We start from the raw sequence: 17,786 nt of genomic DNA on the forward strand, positions 1-17,786 counted from the left end.
GGGGGAATACTGAGAGGGGGTCAACTCGCCCGGCTTTGGCCCTCCATGAGGCGTACGTCCCGGCCGGAATCGTTAATGATCAAGAGGAACCGCTTGGAATCCGAGCCTCGCGTCTATTAACGTTCGATAACGCAGCGCGGTCGTCCCAGCCGTCACAGAAGGCGGCTCCGTGCGCACGCGCCGAATCCCGCAAGGGAACCGGGGAACCACCACATTGGGGTGAATCGGGCGTACGACGCCGTGGAGACACGGCGGATATACGCGCGTAGGAGACCTTCCTGCTCCGAACCCGTCAGCTAACCCGGTAGGCGAGAAGGAAGGAAAGGAGTACGCCCACGTGGCGTCCAACCGGCCTGCCCCCGAGGCCCCGTTCGTGCCGAACCAGCACGACGCCGACACCTTCGGCTACGACGGCTACCGCGCCGAAGAGGGTCCCTGGGAGGAGTGGAATCCCACCGCGGAATCCATCCGTCCCGTACGCGGCCGGCACCGCGTCGCCAAGCAGCGCGGCGGACTCGCCCGCAGCTCCACCGTCCTCGGCGTCGGTGTCATAGCGGCCGTCGGCGCGGGTGGCATGGCCAGCGCGCAGACCGGCAAGCCGCCGGTGTCGATCTCCATGCCGGACCTGCCGAACGTCGGCTCGCTCATCTCCGACGACGAGGAGCCGGAACCCGAGGGCTCCGCCACCCCGCTCAGTGGCATCGGCGTCGCGGCCGGCACCGACACCGGCAGCGAGAGCACCGCCGACGCCGGTGAGACGCTGCGGGCCCGGATCATGGCGCAGGCCGAGCAGCAGCAGGCCCAGGTGGAGAGCAAGGCCGCCGCCGAAGCCGTCGCCGCGGCCGAGAAGAAGGCCGCGGAAGCCGCCGCCAAGGCGGAGAAGGAGGCCCAGGCCAAGGCCGCCGCCGCCAAGAAGAAGGCGGAGGCGGAAGCCGCGAAGAAGGCCGAGGCCGAACGGCTCGCGAAGCTGGCCAAGCAGTACACCCTGCCGACCTCGTCCTACACGATCTCCTCGAGCTTCGGTCAGGCCGGCGTCTACTGGTCCTCCGGTTACCACACCGGCCTGGACTTCGCCGCCCCCACGGGCACGCTGCTCAAGGCGGTCCACAGCGGCACCATCACGTCGGCCGGCTACGACGGGTCCTACGGCTACAAGACCGTGCTGACCCTCGAGGACGGAACCGAGATCTGGTACGCCCACCAGTCCTCCATCAGCGTCAGCGTCGGCCAGAAGGTCGCCACCGGCGACATCATCGGCCGCGTCGGAGCCACCGGCAACGTCACCGGCGCCCACCTCCACATGGAGGTCCACACGGCCGACGGCGCCGGTATCGACCCGATGGCGTGGCTGCAGAACAAGGGCCTCAACCCCTGAGCACCGGCCTCGCGCCGCTGACGAGCACCGGCCTCTCGCCGCTGAGGGCCGGGCTCGCGCCCCTGAGCACCGGCCTCTCGCCCCTGAGGGCCGGGCTCGTGCCTCGCGCTGCCCCGTCCATCTGATCCCCGCTGATCGCCGGCGGTCCTGACGGCAACCCCCCGACGTCAGGGCTGCCGGTTTGCGGGATCTTTGCGCCGCTGCCGGAATCACATCGTCCGGTGTGTTCGTTGACGCAGGACATGACTTCTCTGCGCAAGCTCGGCTCCTCCGACCTCGAGGTCTTCCCCCTCGCCCTCGGCGGCAACGTCCTCGGCTGGACCGCCGACCGCGACCGCTCCTTCGCCGTCCTGGACGCCTACACCGCGGCCGGCGGCAACTTCCTCGACACCGCCGACTCCTACTCGGCGTGGGTCGACGGCAACAGCGGCGGCGAGTCCGAAACGCTCATCGGCGAGTGGCTCGCCTCCCGCGGCAACCGCGGCGACGTCGTCCTCGCCACCAAGGTCAGCCAGCACCCCGAGTACCCGGGACTGACCGCCGCGAACATCAAGGCCGCCGCCGACGCCTCACTGCGCCGCCTGCGCACCGACCACATCGACCTCTACTACACCCACTTCGACAAGCCCGAGGTGCCGGTGGAGGAGATCATCGGCGCGCTCGACGAGCTGGTGAGGGCGGGCAAGGTCCGGCACATCGCCGCCTCCAACATCTCCGCGGAGCGGCTCGCGGAGTCCCTGGCCTTCTCCGACCGCGAGGGCCTCGCCCGCTACGTGGCCCTCCAGCCCCACTACAACCTGGTCTCGCGCGACACGTACGAGGGCGAGCTGCGCGACCTCGCCGAGCAGGCCGGCCTGGCCGCAGTGCCGTACTACGCCCTCGCGTCCGGCTTCCTCACGGGCAAGTACCGGCCCGGTGCGGACGTCGACAGTCCTCGGGCGGGCGGCGCCGCGAAGCACCTGGAGACCGGGCGCGGCCGGCGGGTCCTCACCGCCCTCGACGAGATCGCCGAGGCCCACGACGCTCCCGTCGCCACGGTCGCCCTGGCCTGGCTGGCCGCACAGCCGACGGTGGCCGCGCCGATCGCGTCCGCGCGCACGGTGGAGCAGCTGCCGGCACTGCTGGGGGTGGCGGAGCTGAGCCTGACGGAGGACGAGGTCGGGAAGCTCACGGAGGCATCGGCCTGAGGGCCGCTCGCGGCGGGCGGGCGGGCGGACCGAGCGGGCGGACCGGACGCGGTGCGCCGGGCGGCTGCGGGCTTACGGCCGGTAGGGGGCGTACGGGCTGGGCGGGGCGTAGGGGTTGTGCGGGGCGTATGCGCCCGGTGCGGGGTACGGTGCCGGGGCCACCGCGGGACGGCCGGGGCCGTACGGCCCGTACGAGTACGGCCAGGGCGGTACCGCCACCGGCACGGGCGGCGCGGTGGCCCGGGCCGCGTAGTCCAGCGCCGGTCGCGCCACGTCGCGCCGGTGCCACAGGGCGTCGAGCAGTTCCCGCTCCCGTACGGTGAAGTCGGCGCCCGCCGTGCCCCGCCGCCCCCGCTGCCGGAGCAACGCCAGCGAGGTCGCGTACGCCTCGTACCGCGCCACCGCCCGCGCCGCCTCCTTCCCGCCGTGCCGGTGTGCGTGCTGCCGGGCGATGCGCCGGGCGCGCATCGAGCCGAGCGCGTACGGTTCGGCCGGCCCCAGCCACCCGGCCGTGACGTACACCGGCAGTTCGGCCCGTACGGTGCCCAGTTCGCGCTGCCGGGTCCAGATCACCAGCCAGGTCACCAGGCCGAAGGAGGGCACCATGAACGCCGTGTACACGGCGAGGAAGCCGTACTCGCCGAACGAGGCCGAGCCGTTCCACAGGGCGTGCATGCCCATCGCGAGCAGCAGGCCGCACAGGGGGAGCAGGGCCCGGCGCAGGCGGTGACGGCCCGCCCGGAGCGCGGCGATGCCGAAGCCGATGCCGGTGAGCACGGTGAAGAGCGGGTGGGCGAACGGCGACATCACGATGCGGACGAAGAAGGTCGCCGCGGTGACGGACGTGAGGCCGCTGTCGCCGGTGAGCTGGTCGGTGCCGAAGGCGGTGCCGAGGTAGAGGATGTTCTCGGTGAAGGCGAAGCCGGTGGCGGTGACACCGGCGACGACCACGCCGTCGACGATGCCGGTGAAGTGGTGCCGGCGGAACAGGAAGACCAGCAGGACGGCGGCGGCCTTGGCGGACTCCTCGACGACCGGGGCTATGACCGTGGCGCCCAGGGTGTCCGCGCCGGCCGGGTCGGCGGTGGCCGTCGCTATCCATCTCGTCGCGAAGCTGTTCGCGACGATCGCTATCAGCGCCGCCGCGCAGGCACCCCAGGCGAAGCAGAACAGCAGGTTCCGCCAGGGCCCGGGATCGACCCGGTCCAGCCAGCGGAACACGGCCACGAGCAGCGGCACGGGCAGCACCGCGAGACCCAGCCCCACCAGGAACCCCTGCGTACCGGTCTGTTCGCGCACCAGGGCCAGGATCACCAGGCCGGCCAGCACGAGCAGCGCGACCAGTGCGCCGTGCCGGACCCAGGTCCGCTGCCACCAGTGCGGATGCGTGTGCGGACGCGTCGGGTACGGAGGACTGGTGGCCACGGCATGGACCCTAACCGGTGGGGGGCTGCTCCTTGTGCTGTACGCGGTGGAAGAGCAAGTCGTTCACCACATGCCCCTTGTCCAGTCCCTGGCCCTCGAAACGGGTCAGCGGGCGGTGGGCGGGGCGCGGCGCGAATCCGCCGCCCGGCACGCTGTTCTCGAAGTCGGGGTGTGCGGTGAGGACCTCGAGCATCTGCTCCGCGTACGGCTCCCAGTCGGTGGCGCAGTGCACGAAGGCGCCCGGCGCGAGCCGGGTCGCGGCCAGGGTCAGGAACTCCGGCTGGATCAGGCGCCGCTTGTGGTGCCGCTTCTTGGGCCAGGGGTCGGGGAAGTAGACGCGCAGCCCGGCGAGGGAGTCGGGGGCGAGCATCTCGCGCAGGAGGATGATCGCGTCGCCGTTGGCCACCCGGACGTTGGCCAGTCCGTCCCGTTCCGCGAGACCGAGCAGGTTGCCCTGGCCGGGGGTGTGGACGTCCACGGCGAGGATGTTGGTGTCCTGGTCGGCGGCGGCCATCTGGGCGGTGGCCTCGCCCATGCCGAAGCCGATCTCCAGGACGACGGGGCGGGAGTTCCCGAACAGCTCGCCGAGGTCGATGACCCGCTGCCCGTCGATGTCCAGCCCCCACACGGGCCACAGCCGCTGCAGCGCGTCCGCCTGCCCGGCGGTCACCCGGCTCCGGCGGGGCTGGAAACTCCGGATCCGCCGCTCGAAGTGCGAACCGGCGGGATCGGCCTTCGGCCCGTCGGGAAACCGGGGCTCACCCTTGGTACGGGTGTGCCGGACGGAGACGCCGGTGTGCGGTGCGGCGGGCTGGGGGGCGGCTTCGGGGGCACGGTGGAAGTCAGACACAGTGCCTCAATTTTACGGCCACCGGTCCGCGTCGCTGCGGGCAGTCGTGGCGCCTCCCGTACCTGAACGGCCCGGGAGGTACCCGCAGGGGCGGCACGGGGTGGTGGAGGCTGCCCCCGCTCGAGCTGCCCGCCCCCGCGCCGGGCGACGGAACAGACCCCGGATCACCGCACCTCCCCCAGCATCGCCAGCGCCCTCCGTCCCACCTCCCGCCCGATCGGCAGCGACGCCGTCGCCGCGGGCGAGGGCGCGTTCAGGACGTGCACGGCGTGGGCGCCCTCGCGGATCAGGAAGTCGTCCACCAGCGTCCCGTCCGCCAGCACCGCCTGCGCCCGCACCCCCGCGGGCGCCGCCACCAGGTCCCCCTCCGTCACCGCGGGCAGCAGTCTGCGCACGGCGGTGGTGAACGCCCCCTTGGACAGCGACCGCCGCAGCTCGCCCGCCCCGTACCTCCAGTGCCGCCGGGCTATCCGCCACGACCCCGGCCAGGTCAGCGTCCCGCCCAGCTCCCGGGGGCGCACCACGCCCCAGCCGTATCCCTCCCGGGCCAGCGCGGGCACCGCGTTCGGCCCGACGTGGACGCTCCCGTCGATGCCGCGGGTCAGATGCACGCCGAGGAACGGGAACGCCGGGTCCGGCACCGGATACACCAGTCCCCGCACCAGCTCCGGGCGCGCCAGCTCGTAGTACTCACCCCGGAAGGGGACGATCCGCATGCCGGGCTCGTCCCCCGTCATGCGGGTGATCCCGTCGCAGTGCAGCCCGGCGCAGTTGACCAGGACCCGGGCGCGGAGCACGTCCCCGGAGCGGGTGCGGGCGGCGACTCCGAGGCCCGGACGGCGGTCGATGTGCCGCACTTCGGCGCCGTAGCGGATCTCCGCGCCGGATGCGCGGGCGAGCTGCCGGGCCACGGCGGTGTAGTCGCAGATGCCGGTCGTGCCGACGTGGATGGCGGCGAGGCCGCGCACCTCGGGCTCGTACTCCGGGATCTGGGCGGCGCCGAGCTCGCGTACCGGTATGCCGTTCTCCCGGCCGCGCTGGACGAGGGCGTGCAGCCGGGGCAGCTCGGCGCGGTCGGTGGCGACGATCAGCTTGCCGGTGACGGCGTGGGCGATGCCGTACTCGGAGCAGAACTTGACCATCTCCGCCGCGCCCCGGACCGCGTAGCGGGCCTTCAGCGAGCCCGGGCGGTAGTAGACGCCGCTGTGGATGACGCCGCTGTTGCGGCCCGTCTGGTGCCGGGCGGGTCCCGGCTCCTTCTCCAGCACCGTCACCCGGGTGCCCGGCGCCGTGCGTGTGATCGCGTACGCCGTCGACAGGCCGACGATTCCGCCGCCGATCACCAGCACGTCGCAGTCGTACGCGCTCCCGCGCGCGATGCCGTGCGGGACCCCGCTCCGCACTCGTTCCATCTCCGGCCCACCTCCCGGCTTCGATAGTGCACTGCGCCACTGACAATGCCTTCAAACCCGGGAGGCGGGGGCGGATCAGGCCGTGGTCATCAGCAGTGGCCGGGCGCGCTCGCGCAGCTCGACCACGCGTGGTTCGTCGCCGTACGGCTCCAGGCGGTGGAGGAGGTCCTTGACGTACTCGGTGGTGCGGGCGGAGGAGATGCGGCCGGCCACCTCGACCGCCCGCACCCCCTGCTCGCAGGCCGCGTCCAGATTGCCCGACTCCAGCTCGGCCACCGCCGAGACGACGAGCCTGAGGCCGTGCGAGCGTACGAACTCCTCCGTCGGCTTCGACAGGGCCTGCTCGGTGAAGCGGCGGACCTGGCGTGGTGCCTTCAGGTCGCGGTAGCACTCGGCCGCGTCGGCGGCGAACCGGTCGTAGGAGTAGAAACCCAGCCACGTCGGGTCGCTGTCGCCGGGGCGGGCGCGCTCCAGCCAGCTCTCGGCGGCCTTCAGGGCCGCGCCGGCCGCCGCCGCGTCGTTCGCGCGCGCGTGGGCGCGGGCCTCGACCAGGCGGAAGAAGCTCATGGTGCGGGCCGTGGCCAGGCCGCGGTTGCGTTCCAGCGCGGCCTGCGCGAGGTCCACGCCCTCGTCGCCGAAGCCGCGGTAGGTCGCCTGGAGGGACATGGAGGCGAGCACGTAGCCGCCCAGCGGCACGTCGGCCGCCGCGCGGGACAGGCGCAGGGCCTGGATGTAGTACCGCTGGGCCGCCTCCTGCTGGCCCGTGTCGAAGGCCATCCAGCCGGCCAGGCGGGTCAGTTCGGCCGAGGCGCCGAACAGGGCGCGGCCGACCTCGTCGGAGTAGGAGCCGAGGAGCAGCGGGGCCGCCTCGACCCGTAAGCACTCGGGGACCATCGACGAACGCCAGTCGCCTCCGCCGTACTTGGAGTCCCAGCGCCGGGCGTCCTCGGCGGCCTCCCGCAGCTTCTGCACGTCACTGTGGCCGACTTTGAGCGGTGCGCCGGAGCCCTCGGCGGGACTCGCGTCACGCGCCACCGAGCTGTCGGCCGGGGTTATCAGCCATCGCGAGGCGGGCGTTGCGTATGCGCTCACTGCGAACGAGCCGGCCAGCGACTGCCAGATGCCGCCGGCGCCGGACCGGCGGCCGGCGAGGTCGAGACGGTACAGCTCGGTGGCCGATCTGACGGCCTGGCCGACGTCCCGGGGGAAGGCGAGGCCCACTTCGGGGGCGGGATCCGCGTCCGCCAGGCCGATCTCGTGGAGCGGCACCGGGCGGCCGAGCTTCTGGCCGATGGCGGCGGCGATGAGGTGCGGCGCCGCACCCTGCGGCACCATTCCCTTCGACACCCAGCGTGCCACCGACGTCTTGTCGTAGCGAAGAGTCAACCCGCGTTGGGCGCCGAGGTCGTTGACGCGCCGGGCGAGTCCTGCGTTGCTGATTCCCGCGAGGGCGAGAACGGCGCCGAGCTTCTCGTTCGGCCCGCGTTGCTCCCTGGACATGCGCCACCCCTCGACACAGACGGCTGCCGCGCTGGCATAACCACGCGGCATTCGTAAACCCAGCGTAGTTCGCCGGATCCCATGCGTTAAGAGGCATTGTTCCGGATGGCGGGATTGTGGTCCGTACGGAAGTGCGGTGCGTGCACGGTCTGTTGCCGCGTGCTCCCGGTGTGTGGCCGTGCGCCCGGCCGTGCGCTCTTCTCCGGCCACACCGGGAGCGGTTCCATGGGCGGTGCGTGGGTCGGCCCGCTGTACTGGATCCAGTGGGCTGGGGGACACCGCCGCCTACATCCCCGCGGGCGGCGGACGGGTCCGGGAGGCGTGCCTCGCCTCCCGGACCGCGCGCCGCCGGTCGGGGTGCACAGCCTGTACGGAGCGTGTTCGAACGCGTTCATGCGACGCCGATTTGGCTGAAAATCAACCCGGGTGATTCCGGGGTGCCATCGCCCTCACCACGGGAGTTGAGGGCGCGTTGGGTAGCCAAAGAGCGCGTTGCGGGGGCGCATTCACGTCGTCTTCGCGCCCTCCGGGGGAACCGGAGAGGGAGTCGGCGTCCTCGCGTGAGTCTCCGCGGGGGCGCATTTCCGGGGGCACTCGCGGCTCCGCCGATGCTCTGCGGCGCGCCCTTCATGGCAGCATGGGGAACCAGTTCGTACGGTGCACTGGTTGTCCACAGTCTGTGGAGGCGTCGATGCGGTGGTTGGTGGGGTGGAGCAGCACCGCCGTGGGGGCCGCGGGCACAGCCGGCGCGGGCGGCTCCGCGGGAGCCACCGGCTACGACGGCGAGACCGTGCAGCCCGTGGGCTCCCAGTTGTTGTGGGGCGACCCCGACCCCTTGTGGGCGGTCGGCGACTGGCGCCCCGACGAGGTGCGCGTCGTCACGGCCGACCCGCAGACCAGGATCGCCGTCCTCGGCATCTGCGGCGCGACCGACGAGCAGCTGCGCGTCGGACTGTTCGCCGCGCGCGGCGGAGCCCTCCGGCACCTGACGGCATGGCCCGGCAGCTACACGGCCGTCGTCCAGGTGGGCCGGCGGATCACCGTCTGCGGTGACCTCGCGGGCGTACGCCCGGTGTTCCACGCCCCCTGGGCGGGCGGCACGGCGTACGCGACGGCCGCGCTGCCCCTGGCCGACCTCATCGAGGCCAACCTCGACTTCGGGCACCTCGCCGCGCTGCTCGCCGCGCCCGACGTACCGGCCGCGCTGGACGACTCCACCCCGTACGACGGCGTGAAACGCATACCGCCGGGGCATGCGCTGATCCTGCGCGCCGGGGCGCGCGAGATCGCCGGGTACGAGCCGGTGGCCTCACTCGCGGTCGCGGCGCCCTCCGCCGACCCCGACCGTGCGGTGGACGGCGTGCGGGACGCCCTGGTGGAAGCGGTGCGCACGCGCCTCGCCGCGCCCCGGCACGTCCCGGGGGACGGCATCGACCCCGGCCCGGTCCCGGGCATGGGGCCCGCCGAACGGCGTGCCGCGCGCGGGATGCCGGTTCCGGGAATCGGCGCCGATCTGTCCGGGGGCCCGGCCTCGGGAACGCTGGCCCTGCTGGCCGCCGGACTGCCCGGGATGCCGGGGACCGTGCTCGGGCACGGCACCGGGGCGGGGGAGCGGCTGCTGGCCGTCACCTTCAACGACCTCGCCGTCGGCGGGCAGGAGGCCGAGATGGAGCGGGCCGGGGCCCTCGCGGCCAACCCGCGGCTGCACCACGTGGTGGTCACCGGCGGCGAGGAGATGCTGCCGTACGCCGCGCTGGACGGGCCGCTGACGGACGAACCGGGCTCGTCCCTGATCGCGTCGGCGCGGCACCGGGCGCGGCTGGCCGCGGGCAGCGCGGACCACTTCACCGGGTACGGGGCGCGGCAGGTGCTGGACGCCCATCCGGCGCGGCTGGCCGACCTGCTGATGGACCGCAAGCGCCGCCATCTCGTGCGGCCGGTCGCCGCGCTGGCCAAGGCCGACGGGTCGGTGCTGGTCCCCGCGCGCGTGTACGCGGCGGCCCGGCGACTGGCACGTACGCCGTACCGCACCGGGCTCGAGGTGCTCTCCGAACGGCTGCTGCGCCGACGCTTCGACACGCCGGGCGACGGCGCCATGGAGGCGTCGCTCGCCGTGCTGACCTGGGCCGGGCCGGGGCCGGCGGCGCGGTGGCTGACCGGAGAGGCGCTGGCTGAAGTATCGGTTCGTCTGCAGACGTCCTCCCAGCGGTCCGGGGTCGGGCCGGGGCAGCGGCCCGGTGACTTCCGCGCGCGTGCGGCGCTGGCCCGGCGGGCGGCGGACGTGCGGGTGCTGGAACAGGCCGCCGAGATCCGCTTCCAACGGCTGCACACCCCGTTCCTCGACAACCAGGTCGTCCGCGCCTGCCGTGCGCTGCCGGAGGCACTGCGGGTGCGGCCGGGGGCTCGCGCGGCGATCCTGCGGACGGTGCTGGAGGGCTCGGGGGTGAACGAGCTGCCCAGCGGCTGGGGGGCGCCCACGCAGGTGGTGGCGGCCTCCGCCGAGCGGACGGGGCTGCGGGTCGCCGCGGACTCCCTGCTGGGTCTCTTCGACACGCCGCTGCTCGCCGAGGCGGGGCTCGTGGAGGCACGGGTCGTGCGCAAGGCGGTGCGCGCGGCGGCCGCGGGCGAGGCCCTGCCCCTGGACGGGCTGGCCGACCTCGTCTCCCTCGAACTGTGGCTCCGCCGCCTCCTCGCCCGCCGAGGCACCTGCTGGACCGGCACCCCGGCCCGCCAACGCGCGGTACCGGCGGGCATCACACCGCAGAGGGGCGCGCTGGGCGGGGCGGGGGCGGGGGCGGTCGCGAGGCGGGTCTGACCAGCCTCTCACCGGTGGCCCTCGCCACCTGCCCAGCCACCCGCCCACCGGGCCGGCGCGCATAGGGCCCTTCGTCCAGGGCACGCCGACGACGATCACCCCTCGTCCGTGGGGACGTGCCACGTGCCGCGGCGCGGTACCGGCGCTCAGCCGTGCGGAGAAGGAGAAGAACCTCCCGCCCCGGCGGACGCGAGCGGGGCAAGGGGAGCCGCGAGCGGGACGAGGAGCGTACGGAAGCCCGTCACGTTCCGCCCCACCCGACGGCACCGCGGTCCTACGCCGGGCGCGACCGCAGTCCCTCCAACAGGATGTCCAGCAGCCGGGACGAGGCCGCCGCCTGCTGCGCCGCGTCCGGCAGCGAGGGCGCCGCCGTGGCTATCACCAGCAGGACGTCCGACACCGACACGTCCGGTCGCAGCTCACCCGCCGACCGCGCCCGCTCCACGAGCCGGCCCACGACGTCCAGCAGCTCCGCCGCCCCGTCGTCACCTTCCGCGGAAACCGTCCCGGAGACCGGTCCGCCGACCGGCGAACCCGCCCGCGCGGACCCGTCGGACACCAGGCGCAGCTCGCCGGAGCCCGGCTGCATCCGCTGCTGCGGCACCCGCGGCTCACCGCCCACGACACCACCGCCACCACTGGCGCCGCCGTCACCGTCGTCGGACACTCCGACCCGCAGCACCTGCGGTGGCAGCAGCCGCCCGGCGCCCGAGGCGACCGACGTCCGCAGGAAGCGCGACAGCGCCGACCACGGCTCGTCCTCCTGCCCGAGCGCCGTCCGGGCCTGGTCGGTCAGACGGGCCGTCTCCTCCTCGGCTATCCGCCGGACCAGGACGTCCTTGCTCGGAAAGCGCCGGTACACCGTGCCGACCCCGACCCGCGCGCGCCGCGCCACGTCCTCCATCGGCGCGCCGTACCCCAGCTCCCCGAACACCTCGCGTGCGGCGCGCAGCACGTGCTCCAGATTGCGCTGGGCGTCCACGCGCAAAGGCGCGGTGCGCCCTCCGTCCCCGCGTGCGCCGCCCGCCGTCGCACTCATCGCGCCACCCGGCGCGACAGCGGACGCGGACGACCAATGAGAGTCCTGAACATGCATAGACAATCCCCCGGTAATGGCGTCTCCCCCCGGAGACACTCCCCGCCATCGAAAGCCGGAGTGCGCGGAACAGGCCCGGCTCCGCGGTCCGCCCGTCGCGGACCCGATGAGCACATCCCCTTACACCCCGTGGGAAAGAACATAGTTGAGCGAGGGTCAATTCAGAAGGGGCAGGTTCCGCACGGAGCAACCCCCGATCGGACCACGGACCGCACACGCCCCGGACGCGCCACCTTCCGCCTTCGGGCTCACCCCCGCTGACCTGCACGACCGCACCGGAGCGCGGCCGTACGGAGCACCCCGGGGCCGCGCGGTCTCCGGTCACACAAATCGACGAGCCTGTGGACAAACGCAAGCGTCGGGTGCGTCATGGGATGGTGAAGGAACGTGCGCGCATTCTCGTTGTCGGCGGCGGCTACGTCGGGATGTACACGGCGCTGCGACTGCAGCGGAACCTCAGAGGAGAACTCCGGAGGGGCGAAGCCGAGATCACGGTCGTCACTCCCGACCCCTACATGACCTATCAGCCGTTCCTGCCGGAGGCGGCGGCCGGTTCCCTCTCCCCGCGGCACGTCGTCGTGCCGCTGCGCCGCGTCCTCGGTCACTGCGAGGTCGTCATCGGTGAGGCACGCTTCGTCGACCACACGACGCGCACCGCCACCCTCACCACCCTCGCCACCGACGAGGAGAGGACGGGCGCCCGCCGGCTGACGTACGACGAACTCGTCCTCGCGCCCGGCTCGGTCTCGCGCACCCTTCCCGTGCCCGGCCTCGCCGACCACGGCGTCGGATTCAAGACCGTCGAGGAGGCCATCGGCCTGCGCAACCACGTCCTCGAACAGATGGACATCGCCTCCTCCACCCGCGACCCCGCCCTCCGCGACGCCGCCCTCACCTTCGTCTTCGTCGGCGGCGGCTACGCGGGCGTGGAGGCCCTCGGCGAACTGGAGGACATGGCCCGCTACGCCACGCGGTACTACCACAACGTCACACCGGACGACATGAAGTGGGTCCTCGTCGAGGCCTCGGGCCGCATCCTCCCCGAGGTGGGTGAGGAGCTCGGCCGCTACACGGTCACCGAACTGCGCCGCCGCAACATCGACGTACGCCTGGACACCCGCCTGGAGTCCTGCGCGGACCGCGTCGCCGTCCTCAGCGACGGCACCCGCCTCCCCACCCGTACGGTCGTCTGGACGGCCGGCGTCAGACCCCACCCGCTCCTCGCCGCCACCGGCCTCCCCCTCGACGACCGGGGCCGGCTCACCTGCACCCCCCACCTGTCCGTCGACGGCGCCCCACACGCGTGGGCCGCGGGAGACGCCGCCGCCGTCCCCGACGTCACCGCCGCGGAGCCCGGCCGGGAGTGCGCACCCAACGCCCAGCACGCCGTCCGCCAGGCCAGGGTCCTCGGCGACAACATCGCGCACGCCCTGCGCGACGAGCCCCTCGACACGTACGCGCACAAGTACGCCGGCTCCGTCGCCTCCCTGGGCTTCCACAAGGGCGTCGCGCACGTCTACGGGCGCAAGCTGAAGGGCTACCCCGCGTGGTTCATGCACCGCGCCTACCACCTCAGCCGGGTCCCCACCGTCAACCGAAAGGCGCGCGTGCTGGCCGAATGGGCCCTCGCCGGACTCTTCAAACGGGAGATCGTCTCCCTGGGTTCTCTCGAACATCCGCGAGCGGAGTTCGAACTCGCGGCCGGTGGAAAGCCTTCTGAGGAACCACCGCGCAACCCGAAGGAGTAGTCCTGACCGGACCCAGGAACTCCCCCGGCCGGTCCAGCGTCTGACGGATGTCGGCCCGGTCGGCACCCTGCCAGACTGGGCCACACAGCGGGCGCGCCGCCGCTCGTTCCCGCGCGGCCCCCGGGGCCCCGGCCCGTCCCGGACCCGGGCCGCCGACAACTACACGAGGCAAGGATTCGTGAACTTCACGCGCTGGAGCGCCCGACTCCCCGGAACGCAGCGCCGCGCCGCAGCGCGGACCGACACGACGGTCTCCCCGGACCGGCGGGGCGACGGCACCGTACCCGCCGCCCGCGCCGAGCAACTGACCGACGAGGCCCCGCCCGTCCCCGCCGTCGACGACCTCCCCGTGCGCGACGTCCTCGACCGCGTCCCGGCCCTCGTCGCCCTCGTCCACGGCCCCGACCACCGCCTCTCCTACGTCAACGACGCCTACGTCGCCGCCTTCGGCATGCGCGACCTGGGCGAACGAGCCGGCGAGGCCCTCCCCGAACTCGACGAGCTCGGCCTCTTCCCGCTCCTCGACCAGGTCCAGCGCAGCGGCAGACCCCGCACCCTCAAGTCCCGCAAGGCCCCCGACGGCCGCTCCTACACCTTCACCTGCACCCCGGTCACCGAGGGCGACAGCGGCGGCCGGGGCGACCGCGGTGTCCTCGTCTTCGCGACCGACGTCACCGACCACGCCGAGGCCGCGGGCCGCCTGCGCGCGAGTGAGAGCCGCCAGCGCGAGACCGCCGTCACCCTCCAGCGCTCCCTGCTCCCGCAGGAACTGGAGGAACCCGACGACCTGCGCGTCGCCGCCACCTACCACCCCGGCGGCACCGAGGCCGCGGTCGGCGGCGACTGGTACGACGTCATCACCCTCGGCGGCGGCCGCACCGCCCTGGTCATCGGCGACGTCATGGGCCGCGGCGTGCGCGCGGCAGCGGTCATGGGACAGCTCCGCACGGCGGTACGGGCCTACGCCCGCCTCGACCTGCCCCCGCACGAGGTGCTCCAGCTCCTCGACGGCCTCGCCGCCGAGATCGACGCCAACCAGATCGCCACCTGCGTCTACGCCATCCACGACCCGAACGAGGGCCGGCTGGTGTACGCCTCCGCCGGGCACCTGCCCCTCCTGGTCCGCGACGAGAACGGCACCGTCCAGCGCGCCGACGAACCCACCGGCCCCCCGCTCGGCACCGGCGGCTGGATGCACACGTCCGGCTCGATCGCCCTGACCCCCGGCTCCACCGCGGTCCTCTACACCGACGGCCTGGTGGAGCGCCGCAACGAGGACCTGGACGACGGCATCGCCGCCCTGGAACGGGCCCTGTCCGGCGCCACCGGCAGCCCCCAGGTGATCTGCGACCGCCTCGTCCGCTCGGCGGGCGTCACCCCGGACCACGACGACGACGTCGCCGTCCTGGTCCTCCAGCATCCCGCCCGCAAGGGCGCGCAGGCCGAGCTCTTCCGCAACGCCGCTCTGGAACTGCTCGGCGGCGTCGAAGCGGCCCCCCGCGCGCGTGCCTTCGCGTCCGGAGTCCTGACCAGCTGGCGGTTCCCCACCGAACTGCACGACCTGGGTGTGCTGGCCACCAGTGAACTGGTCGCCAACTCCCTCCAGCACGGCACGCCCCCCATGCGCCTGCGTCTGCGCCGCACCGACCGCCGGCTGATCGTCGAGGTCACCGACGGCGACGACCACCTGCCCAGACGCCGCCGCGCGGAACCGGTGGACGAGTCCGGCCGGGGCATCGCCATCGTCGCCACGATCGCCTCCAACTGGGGGTCCAGGCGCACGCCCGGGGGCGGCAAGGCGGTCTGGTGCGAGTTCCTCCTGCCGAAGCCGTGAGCCACGGCCCGTGAGCCACGGCGTGAGGCGTCTGCCGCGACAGGTACGAACCCGTCACGGCAGACGCCTCACTCCCCAGGCATCAGGCCTGCAAGCCTCACGCCTCCGCGGCCGCCACCGCGTCGGCCGGTGCCCGGCCCTGCGTGACCACCCGGCTCCGGGCGAGCGACGGCTGGTTCTGTACGTCCGTGAGCTGCCGCCCCAGCCGCACCGCCAACACCGTGATGACCAGTGAGAACAGCAGGAACGTCACGATGTACGGCGCGTGCAGCGAGGCCCCGAGCGGCCCGCCCACCGCCGGCCCGATCGCCAGCGCGAGCTGCTTCACCAGGGCGAAGGCGGAGTTGTACTGCCCGGCCAGCCCGGTCGGCGCCAGATCGGCCACCAGCGGCGCCAGCGTCGGCGACAGCAGCGCCTCACCCAGCCCGAACAGCGCGTACGTCGAGATGAACGCGGCCGTCGCCATCGCCTGGCTGCCGTGCCCGAGCCCGGCGTACCCGGCCACCGCCCACGCGACGGCCCAGATCAGCCCCACGGAGGCGATCACACGGGACCGCTTCCGCCGCTCCACGAACTTCAGCACCGCGAACTGCGCGATCACGATCATCAGCGTGTTCGCCGCCAGGGCGGTCCCCAGCGCGGACGTGGAGATCCCGGCCGCCTCGACGCCGTACGCGCTCAGCCCCGACTCGAACTGCCCGTAGCAGGCGAAGAACAGCACGAAGCCCAGCACGCACAGCTGCACCATGGCCCGGTTGCCCAGCAGCTGCTTCCAGCTGCTTCCGGCAGCCTGCCCGGGCACCTGCGCCACATGGGGCGCGCGCGGCGTGCGCACCGTCGCCATCACCGCGACCAGCAGCAGGAACATCGCCGCCTCGATCGCGAACAGCAGGGTGAAGGAGGACGCGCTCGTGGTGTCGACCAGATGCCCGCCGATGAGTCCGCCGACGCCGAGCCCGAGGTTCTGCAGGAAGAACTGCATCGCGAACGCCCGCGACCGCGTCTCCGTCGTGGAGCAGTCCACGATCATCGTCGCGAGCGCCGGCTGCATGACGGCCTGCCCCGCTCCCAGCGCGGCGGCGGACAGCAGCACGGCGGCAGCCGAGGCCGACAGCCCCAGGCTCAGCGCGCCGACCGCCGCGGTGACCAGGGCGACGAGCAGCACCGGCAGCGGGCCCCGCCGGACGATGGCCCGCCCGGCGAACGGCAGCACGATCAGGGCGGCCACGGCGAAGACGGCGAGGACGAGACCCGCCGTGACAGAACCGAGTCCCCGTACCTGCGCCACATAGACGTACAGGTAGGGGACGGTGAAGCCGAGCCCGAACGCGCTGAGTGCGTTGCCCACATGGATCCGGCGCATCGCTGCGCCCATTGCCCTGGTCACGTTCACCCTCTCGTGGATCGATCGCTTCAACCGTTAGAGCTGAAGACTTAGAAGCTAAAGTTCGAAGGTAAAGAGTACATAGCGAAGGACTTCAAGGCAAAGAAGCCGCGTGCCATACTGCGGCCATGGGCGACACCTCCGGCGCCGGCGAGCCGACACTCGAAGAACAGATCGCCGCCTACCAGCGCGAGTTCCAGGACCTCGACCCCCAGGTCGAGAAGATCGTCTCGGCGCTCTCCCGTCTCAACCGCCGTATGAACGTCGCGTACGGCAGGCAGACCGCCGAGCTCGGCATCAGCAACACCGACTGGGAGGTGCTCAAGGCGCTCGTCCTCTCCGGCGCTCCCTACCGGCTGGGCCCCGGGGACCTCGCCAAGCGGCTCGGCCTGACCCCGGCCGCGATGACCCACCGCATCGACCGCATGGTGGGGGAGGGGCTCGTCACCCGGGACCGCGACGAGACCAACCGGGTCCGTGTCATCGTCGAGCTGACGGCGGAGGGACGCGAGAAGTGGCTGGAGGCCATGCGCCTCGCCACGGTCTTCGAGGAGGACCTGCTCCAGGACCTCTCCCCGGACGACCGGACCGCGCTGGGCGACGTGCTCACCCGTCTCCTGCGCAGGGTGGAACACGCCCAGCCGGACGCCGGCGGCAGGCTCAGCGACCTCGATTAAAGATCTTGACAGGTGTGGTTGACAGTCCCCCGCAGGATCCGTAAGGTTCTTCGGGTTGCCACGGGGCCGTAACGGTTCTGCGGTAGCACCTCCCGCCGCAGCAGCGGCACCAAACCACCAGCACGACCCCCTCAATGGGAACGACTTCGGCGTGCCCGAATTCAATTCCGATTGAGGCTCGACGGCCCGGTCCACTCCGATTGGGAATCGCCGGGAGAGTCCGCTAAGGTTTGAGACGTCGGAACGGCCCAACAGCCGCGAGGACAACCCCCTCTGACGGGTAATCAGGGCCGAAAGGATCTGATAGAGTCGGAAGCGCCGGAAAGGGAAACGCGAAAGCGGGAACCTGGAAAGCATCGAGGAAATCGGATCGGAAAAGGATCTGATAGAGTCGGAAACGCAAGATCGAAGGGAAGCGCCCGGAGGAAAGCCTGAGAGAGTCTCTCGGGTGAGTACAAAGGAAGCGTCCGTTCCTTGAGAACT

12 protein-coding genes and 1 riboswitch are annotated in these 17,786 nt (G+C 72.7%); of the genes, 6 read left to right on the plus strand and 6 right to left on the minus strand.

Features of this window, described 5'->3' with window-relative positions; translation table 11 throughout:
* The first annotated feature begins 168 nt into the window (after window positions 1-168).
* A riboswitch (cyclic di-AMP (ydaO/yuaA leader) is annotated at window positions 169-326 on the plus strand.
* 11 nt (window positions 327-337) lie between these two features.
* The gene (locus tag ACP4IX_RS31400; protein ID WP_426523043.1) at window positions 338-1,375 is read left to right on the plus strand and encodes a M23 family metallopeptidase; all 1,038 of its coding nucleotides are present in this window, start codon (window positions 338-340) and stop codon (window positions 1,373-1,375) included.
* A 242-nt stretch (window positions 1,376-1,617) separates the two neighbouring features.
* On the plus strand, window positions 1,618-2,562 hold the full coding sequence (locus ACP4IX_RS31405; protein ID WP_426557907.1) for an aldo/keto reductase: 945 nt from the start codon (window positions 1,618-1,620) through the stop codon (window positions 2,560-2,562).
* Window positions 2,563-2,634: 72 nt separating this feature from the next.
* Here ACP4IX_RS31405 and ACP4IX_RS31410 read toward each other — a convergent pair whose 3' ends face one another.
* The 4 genes from ACP4IX_RS31410 to ACP4IX_RS31425 all read right to left on the minus strand — a co-directional run bounded on the left by ACP4IX_RS31410 (window position 2,635) and on the right by ACP4IX_RS31425 (window position 7,749).
* Window positions 2,635-3,987 (minus strand): PrsW family intramembrane metalloprotease, encoded by a 1,353-nt coding sequence (locus tag ACP4IX_RS31410; protein WP_426557909.1) that lies wholly within the window; start codon window positions 3,985-3,987, stop codon window positions 2,635-2,637.
* Between the two features lie 10 nt (window positions 3,988-3,997).
* Window positions 3,998-4,837: a tRNA (guanosine(46)-N7)-methyltransferase TrmB gene (gene trmB / locus ACP4IX_RS31415; RefSeq protein WP_426557911.1), complete on the minus strand. Its 840-nt coding sequence runs from the start codon at window positions 4,835-4,837 to the stop codon at window positions 3,998-4,000.
* A gap of 164 nt (window positions 4,838-5,001) precedes the next feature.
* On the minus strand, window positions 5,002-6,249 hold the full coding sequence (lhgO, locus tag ACP4IX_RS31420; RefSeq protein WP_426557913.1) for an L-2-hydroxyglutarate oxidase: 1,248 nt from the start codon (window positions 6,247-6,249) through the stop codon (window positions 5,002-5,004).
* A gap of 75 nt (window positions 6,250-6,324) precedes the next feature.
* Window positions 6,325-7,749: an MFS transporter gene (locus tag ACP4IX_RS31425; protein WP_426523047.1), complete on the minus strand. Its 1,425-nt coding sequence runs from the start codon at window positions 7,747-7,749 to the stop codon at window positions 6,325-6,327.
* A gap of 691 nt (window positions 7,750-8,440) precedes the next feature.
* On the opposite strand from ACP4IX_RS31425, the gene ACP4IX_RS31430 reads away from it, so the two are divergent.
* A complete protein-coding gene (locus ACP4IX_RS31430; RefSeq protein WP_426523048.1) occupies window positions 8,441-10,564 on the plus strand; it encodes an asparagine synthase-related protein in 2,124 nt (707 codons plus the stop codon).
* A 274-nt stretch (window positions 10,565-10,838) separates the two neighbouring features.
* On the opposite strand, the gene ACP4IX_RS31435 is transcribed toward ACP4IX_RS31430, so the two are convergent.
* Window positions 10,839-11,660, minus strand: coding sequence for a TetR/AcrR family transcriptional regulator (locus tag ACP4IX_RS31435; protein WP_426557915.1), 822 nt, complete (start codon window positions 11,658-11,660; stop codon window positions 10,839-10,841).
* A 374-nt stretch (window positions 11,661-12,034) separates the two neighbouring features.
* Between ACP4IX_RS31435 and ACP4IX_RS31440 the strand changes: the two genes are divergently transcribed.
* Both ACP4IX_RS31440 and ACP4IX_RS31445 read left to right on the plus strand, forming a co-directional pair.
* Complete coding sequence (locus ACP4IX_RS31440; protein WP_426557917.1) at window positions 12,035-13,408, plus strand: NAD(P)/FAD-dependent oxidoreductase; 1,374 nt, start codon at window positions 12,035-12,037, stop codon at window positions 13,406-13,408.
* 178 nt (window positions 13,409-13,586) lie between these two features.
* Window positions 13,587-15,242, plus strand: a complete 1,656-nt coding sequence (locus ACP4IX_RS31445; protein WP_426523051.1) for an ATP-binding SpoIIE family protein phosphatase — start codon at window positions 13,587-13,589, stop codon at window positions 15,240-15,242.
* A gap of 97 nt (window positions 15,243-15,339) precedes the next feature.
* Here ACP4IX_RS31445 and ACP4IX_RS31450 read toward each other — a convergent pair whose 3' ends face one another.
* Entirely contained in the window at window positions 15,340-16,617 is a 1,278-nt protein-coding gene (locus ACP4IX_RS31450; RefSeq protein ID WP_426523052.1) for an MFS transporter, read from the minus strand.
* 137 nt (window positions 16,618-16,754) lie between these two features.
* Here ACP4IX_RS31450 and ACP4IX_RS31455 point away from each other — a divergent pair, with 137 nt between their 5' ends.
* Window positions 16,755-17,303, plus strand: coding sequence for a MarR family winged helix-turn-helix transcriptional regulator (locus ACP4IX_RS31455; protein WP_426523053.1), 549 nt, complete (start codon window positions 16,755-16,757; stop codon window positions 17,301-17,303).
* Window positions 17,304-17,786: the final 483 nt, after the last annotated feature.

Source organism: Streptomyces sp. WG5, from assembly GCF_049974565.1.
Classification (GTDB): domain Bacteria; phylum Actinomycetota; class Actinomycetes; order Streptomycetales; family Streptomycetaceae; genus Streptomyces.

What these genes read in the sequence shown, in the direction of transcription:
- ACP4IX_RS31405 (WP_426557907.1), top strand. Translation starts at nt 1,618, where the DNA reads ATGACTTCTCTGCGCAAGCTCGGCTCCTCCGACCTCGAGGTCTTCCCC.
- lhgO (WP_426557913.1), bottom strand. Translation starts at nt 6,249, where the DNA reads ATGGAACGAGTGCGGAGCGGGGTCCCGCACGGCATCGCGCGCGGGAGC.
- ACP4IX_RS31425 (WP_426523047.1), bottom strand. Translation starts at nt 7,749, where the DNA reads ATGTCCAGGGAGCAACGCGGGCCGAACGAGAAGCTCGGCGCCGTTCTC.
- ACP4IX_RS31430 (WP_426523048.1), top strand. Translation starts at nt 8,441, where the DNA reads ATGCGGTGGTTGGTGGGGTGGAGCAGCACCGCCGTGGGGGCCGCGGGC.
- ACP4IX_RS31435 (WP_426557915.1), bottom strand. Translation starts at nt 11,660, where the DNA reads ATGCATGTTCAGGACTCTCATTGGTCGTCCGCGTCCGCTGTCGCGCCG.
- ACP4IX_RS31440 (WP_426557917.1), top strand. Translation starts at nt 12,035, where the DNA reads ATGGTGAAGGAACGTGCGCGCATTCTCGTTGTCGGCGGCGGCTACGTC.
- ACP4IX_RS31450 (WP_426523052.1), bottom strand. Translation starts at nt 16,617, where the DNA reads ATGGGCGCAGCGATGCGCCGGATCCATGTGGGCAACGCACTCAGCGCG.
- ACP4IX_RS31455 (WP_426523053.1), top strand. Translation starts at nt 16,755, where the DNA reads ATGGGCGACACCTCCGGCGCCGGCGAGCCGACACTCGAAGAACAGATC.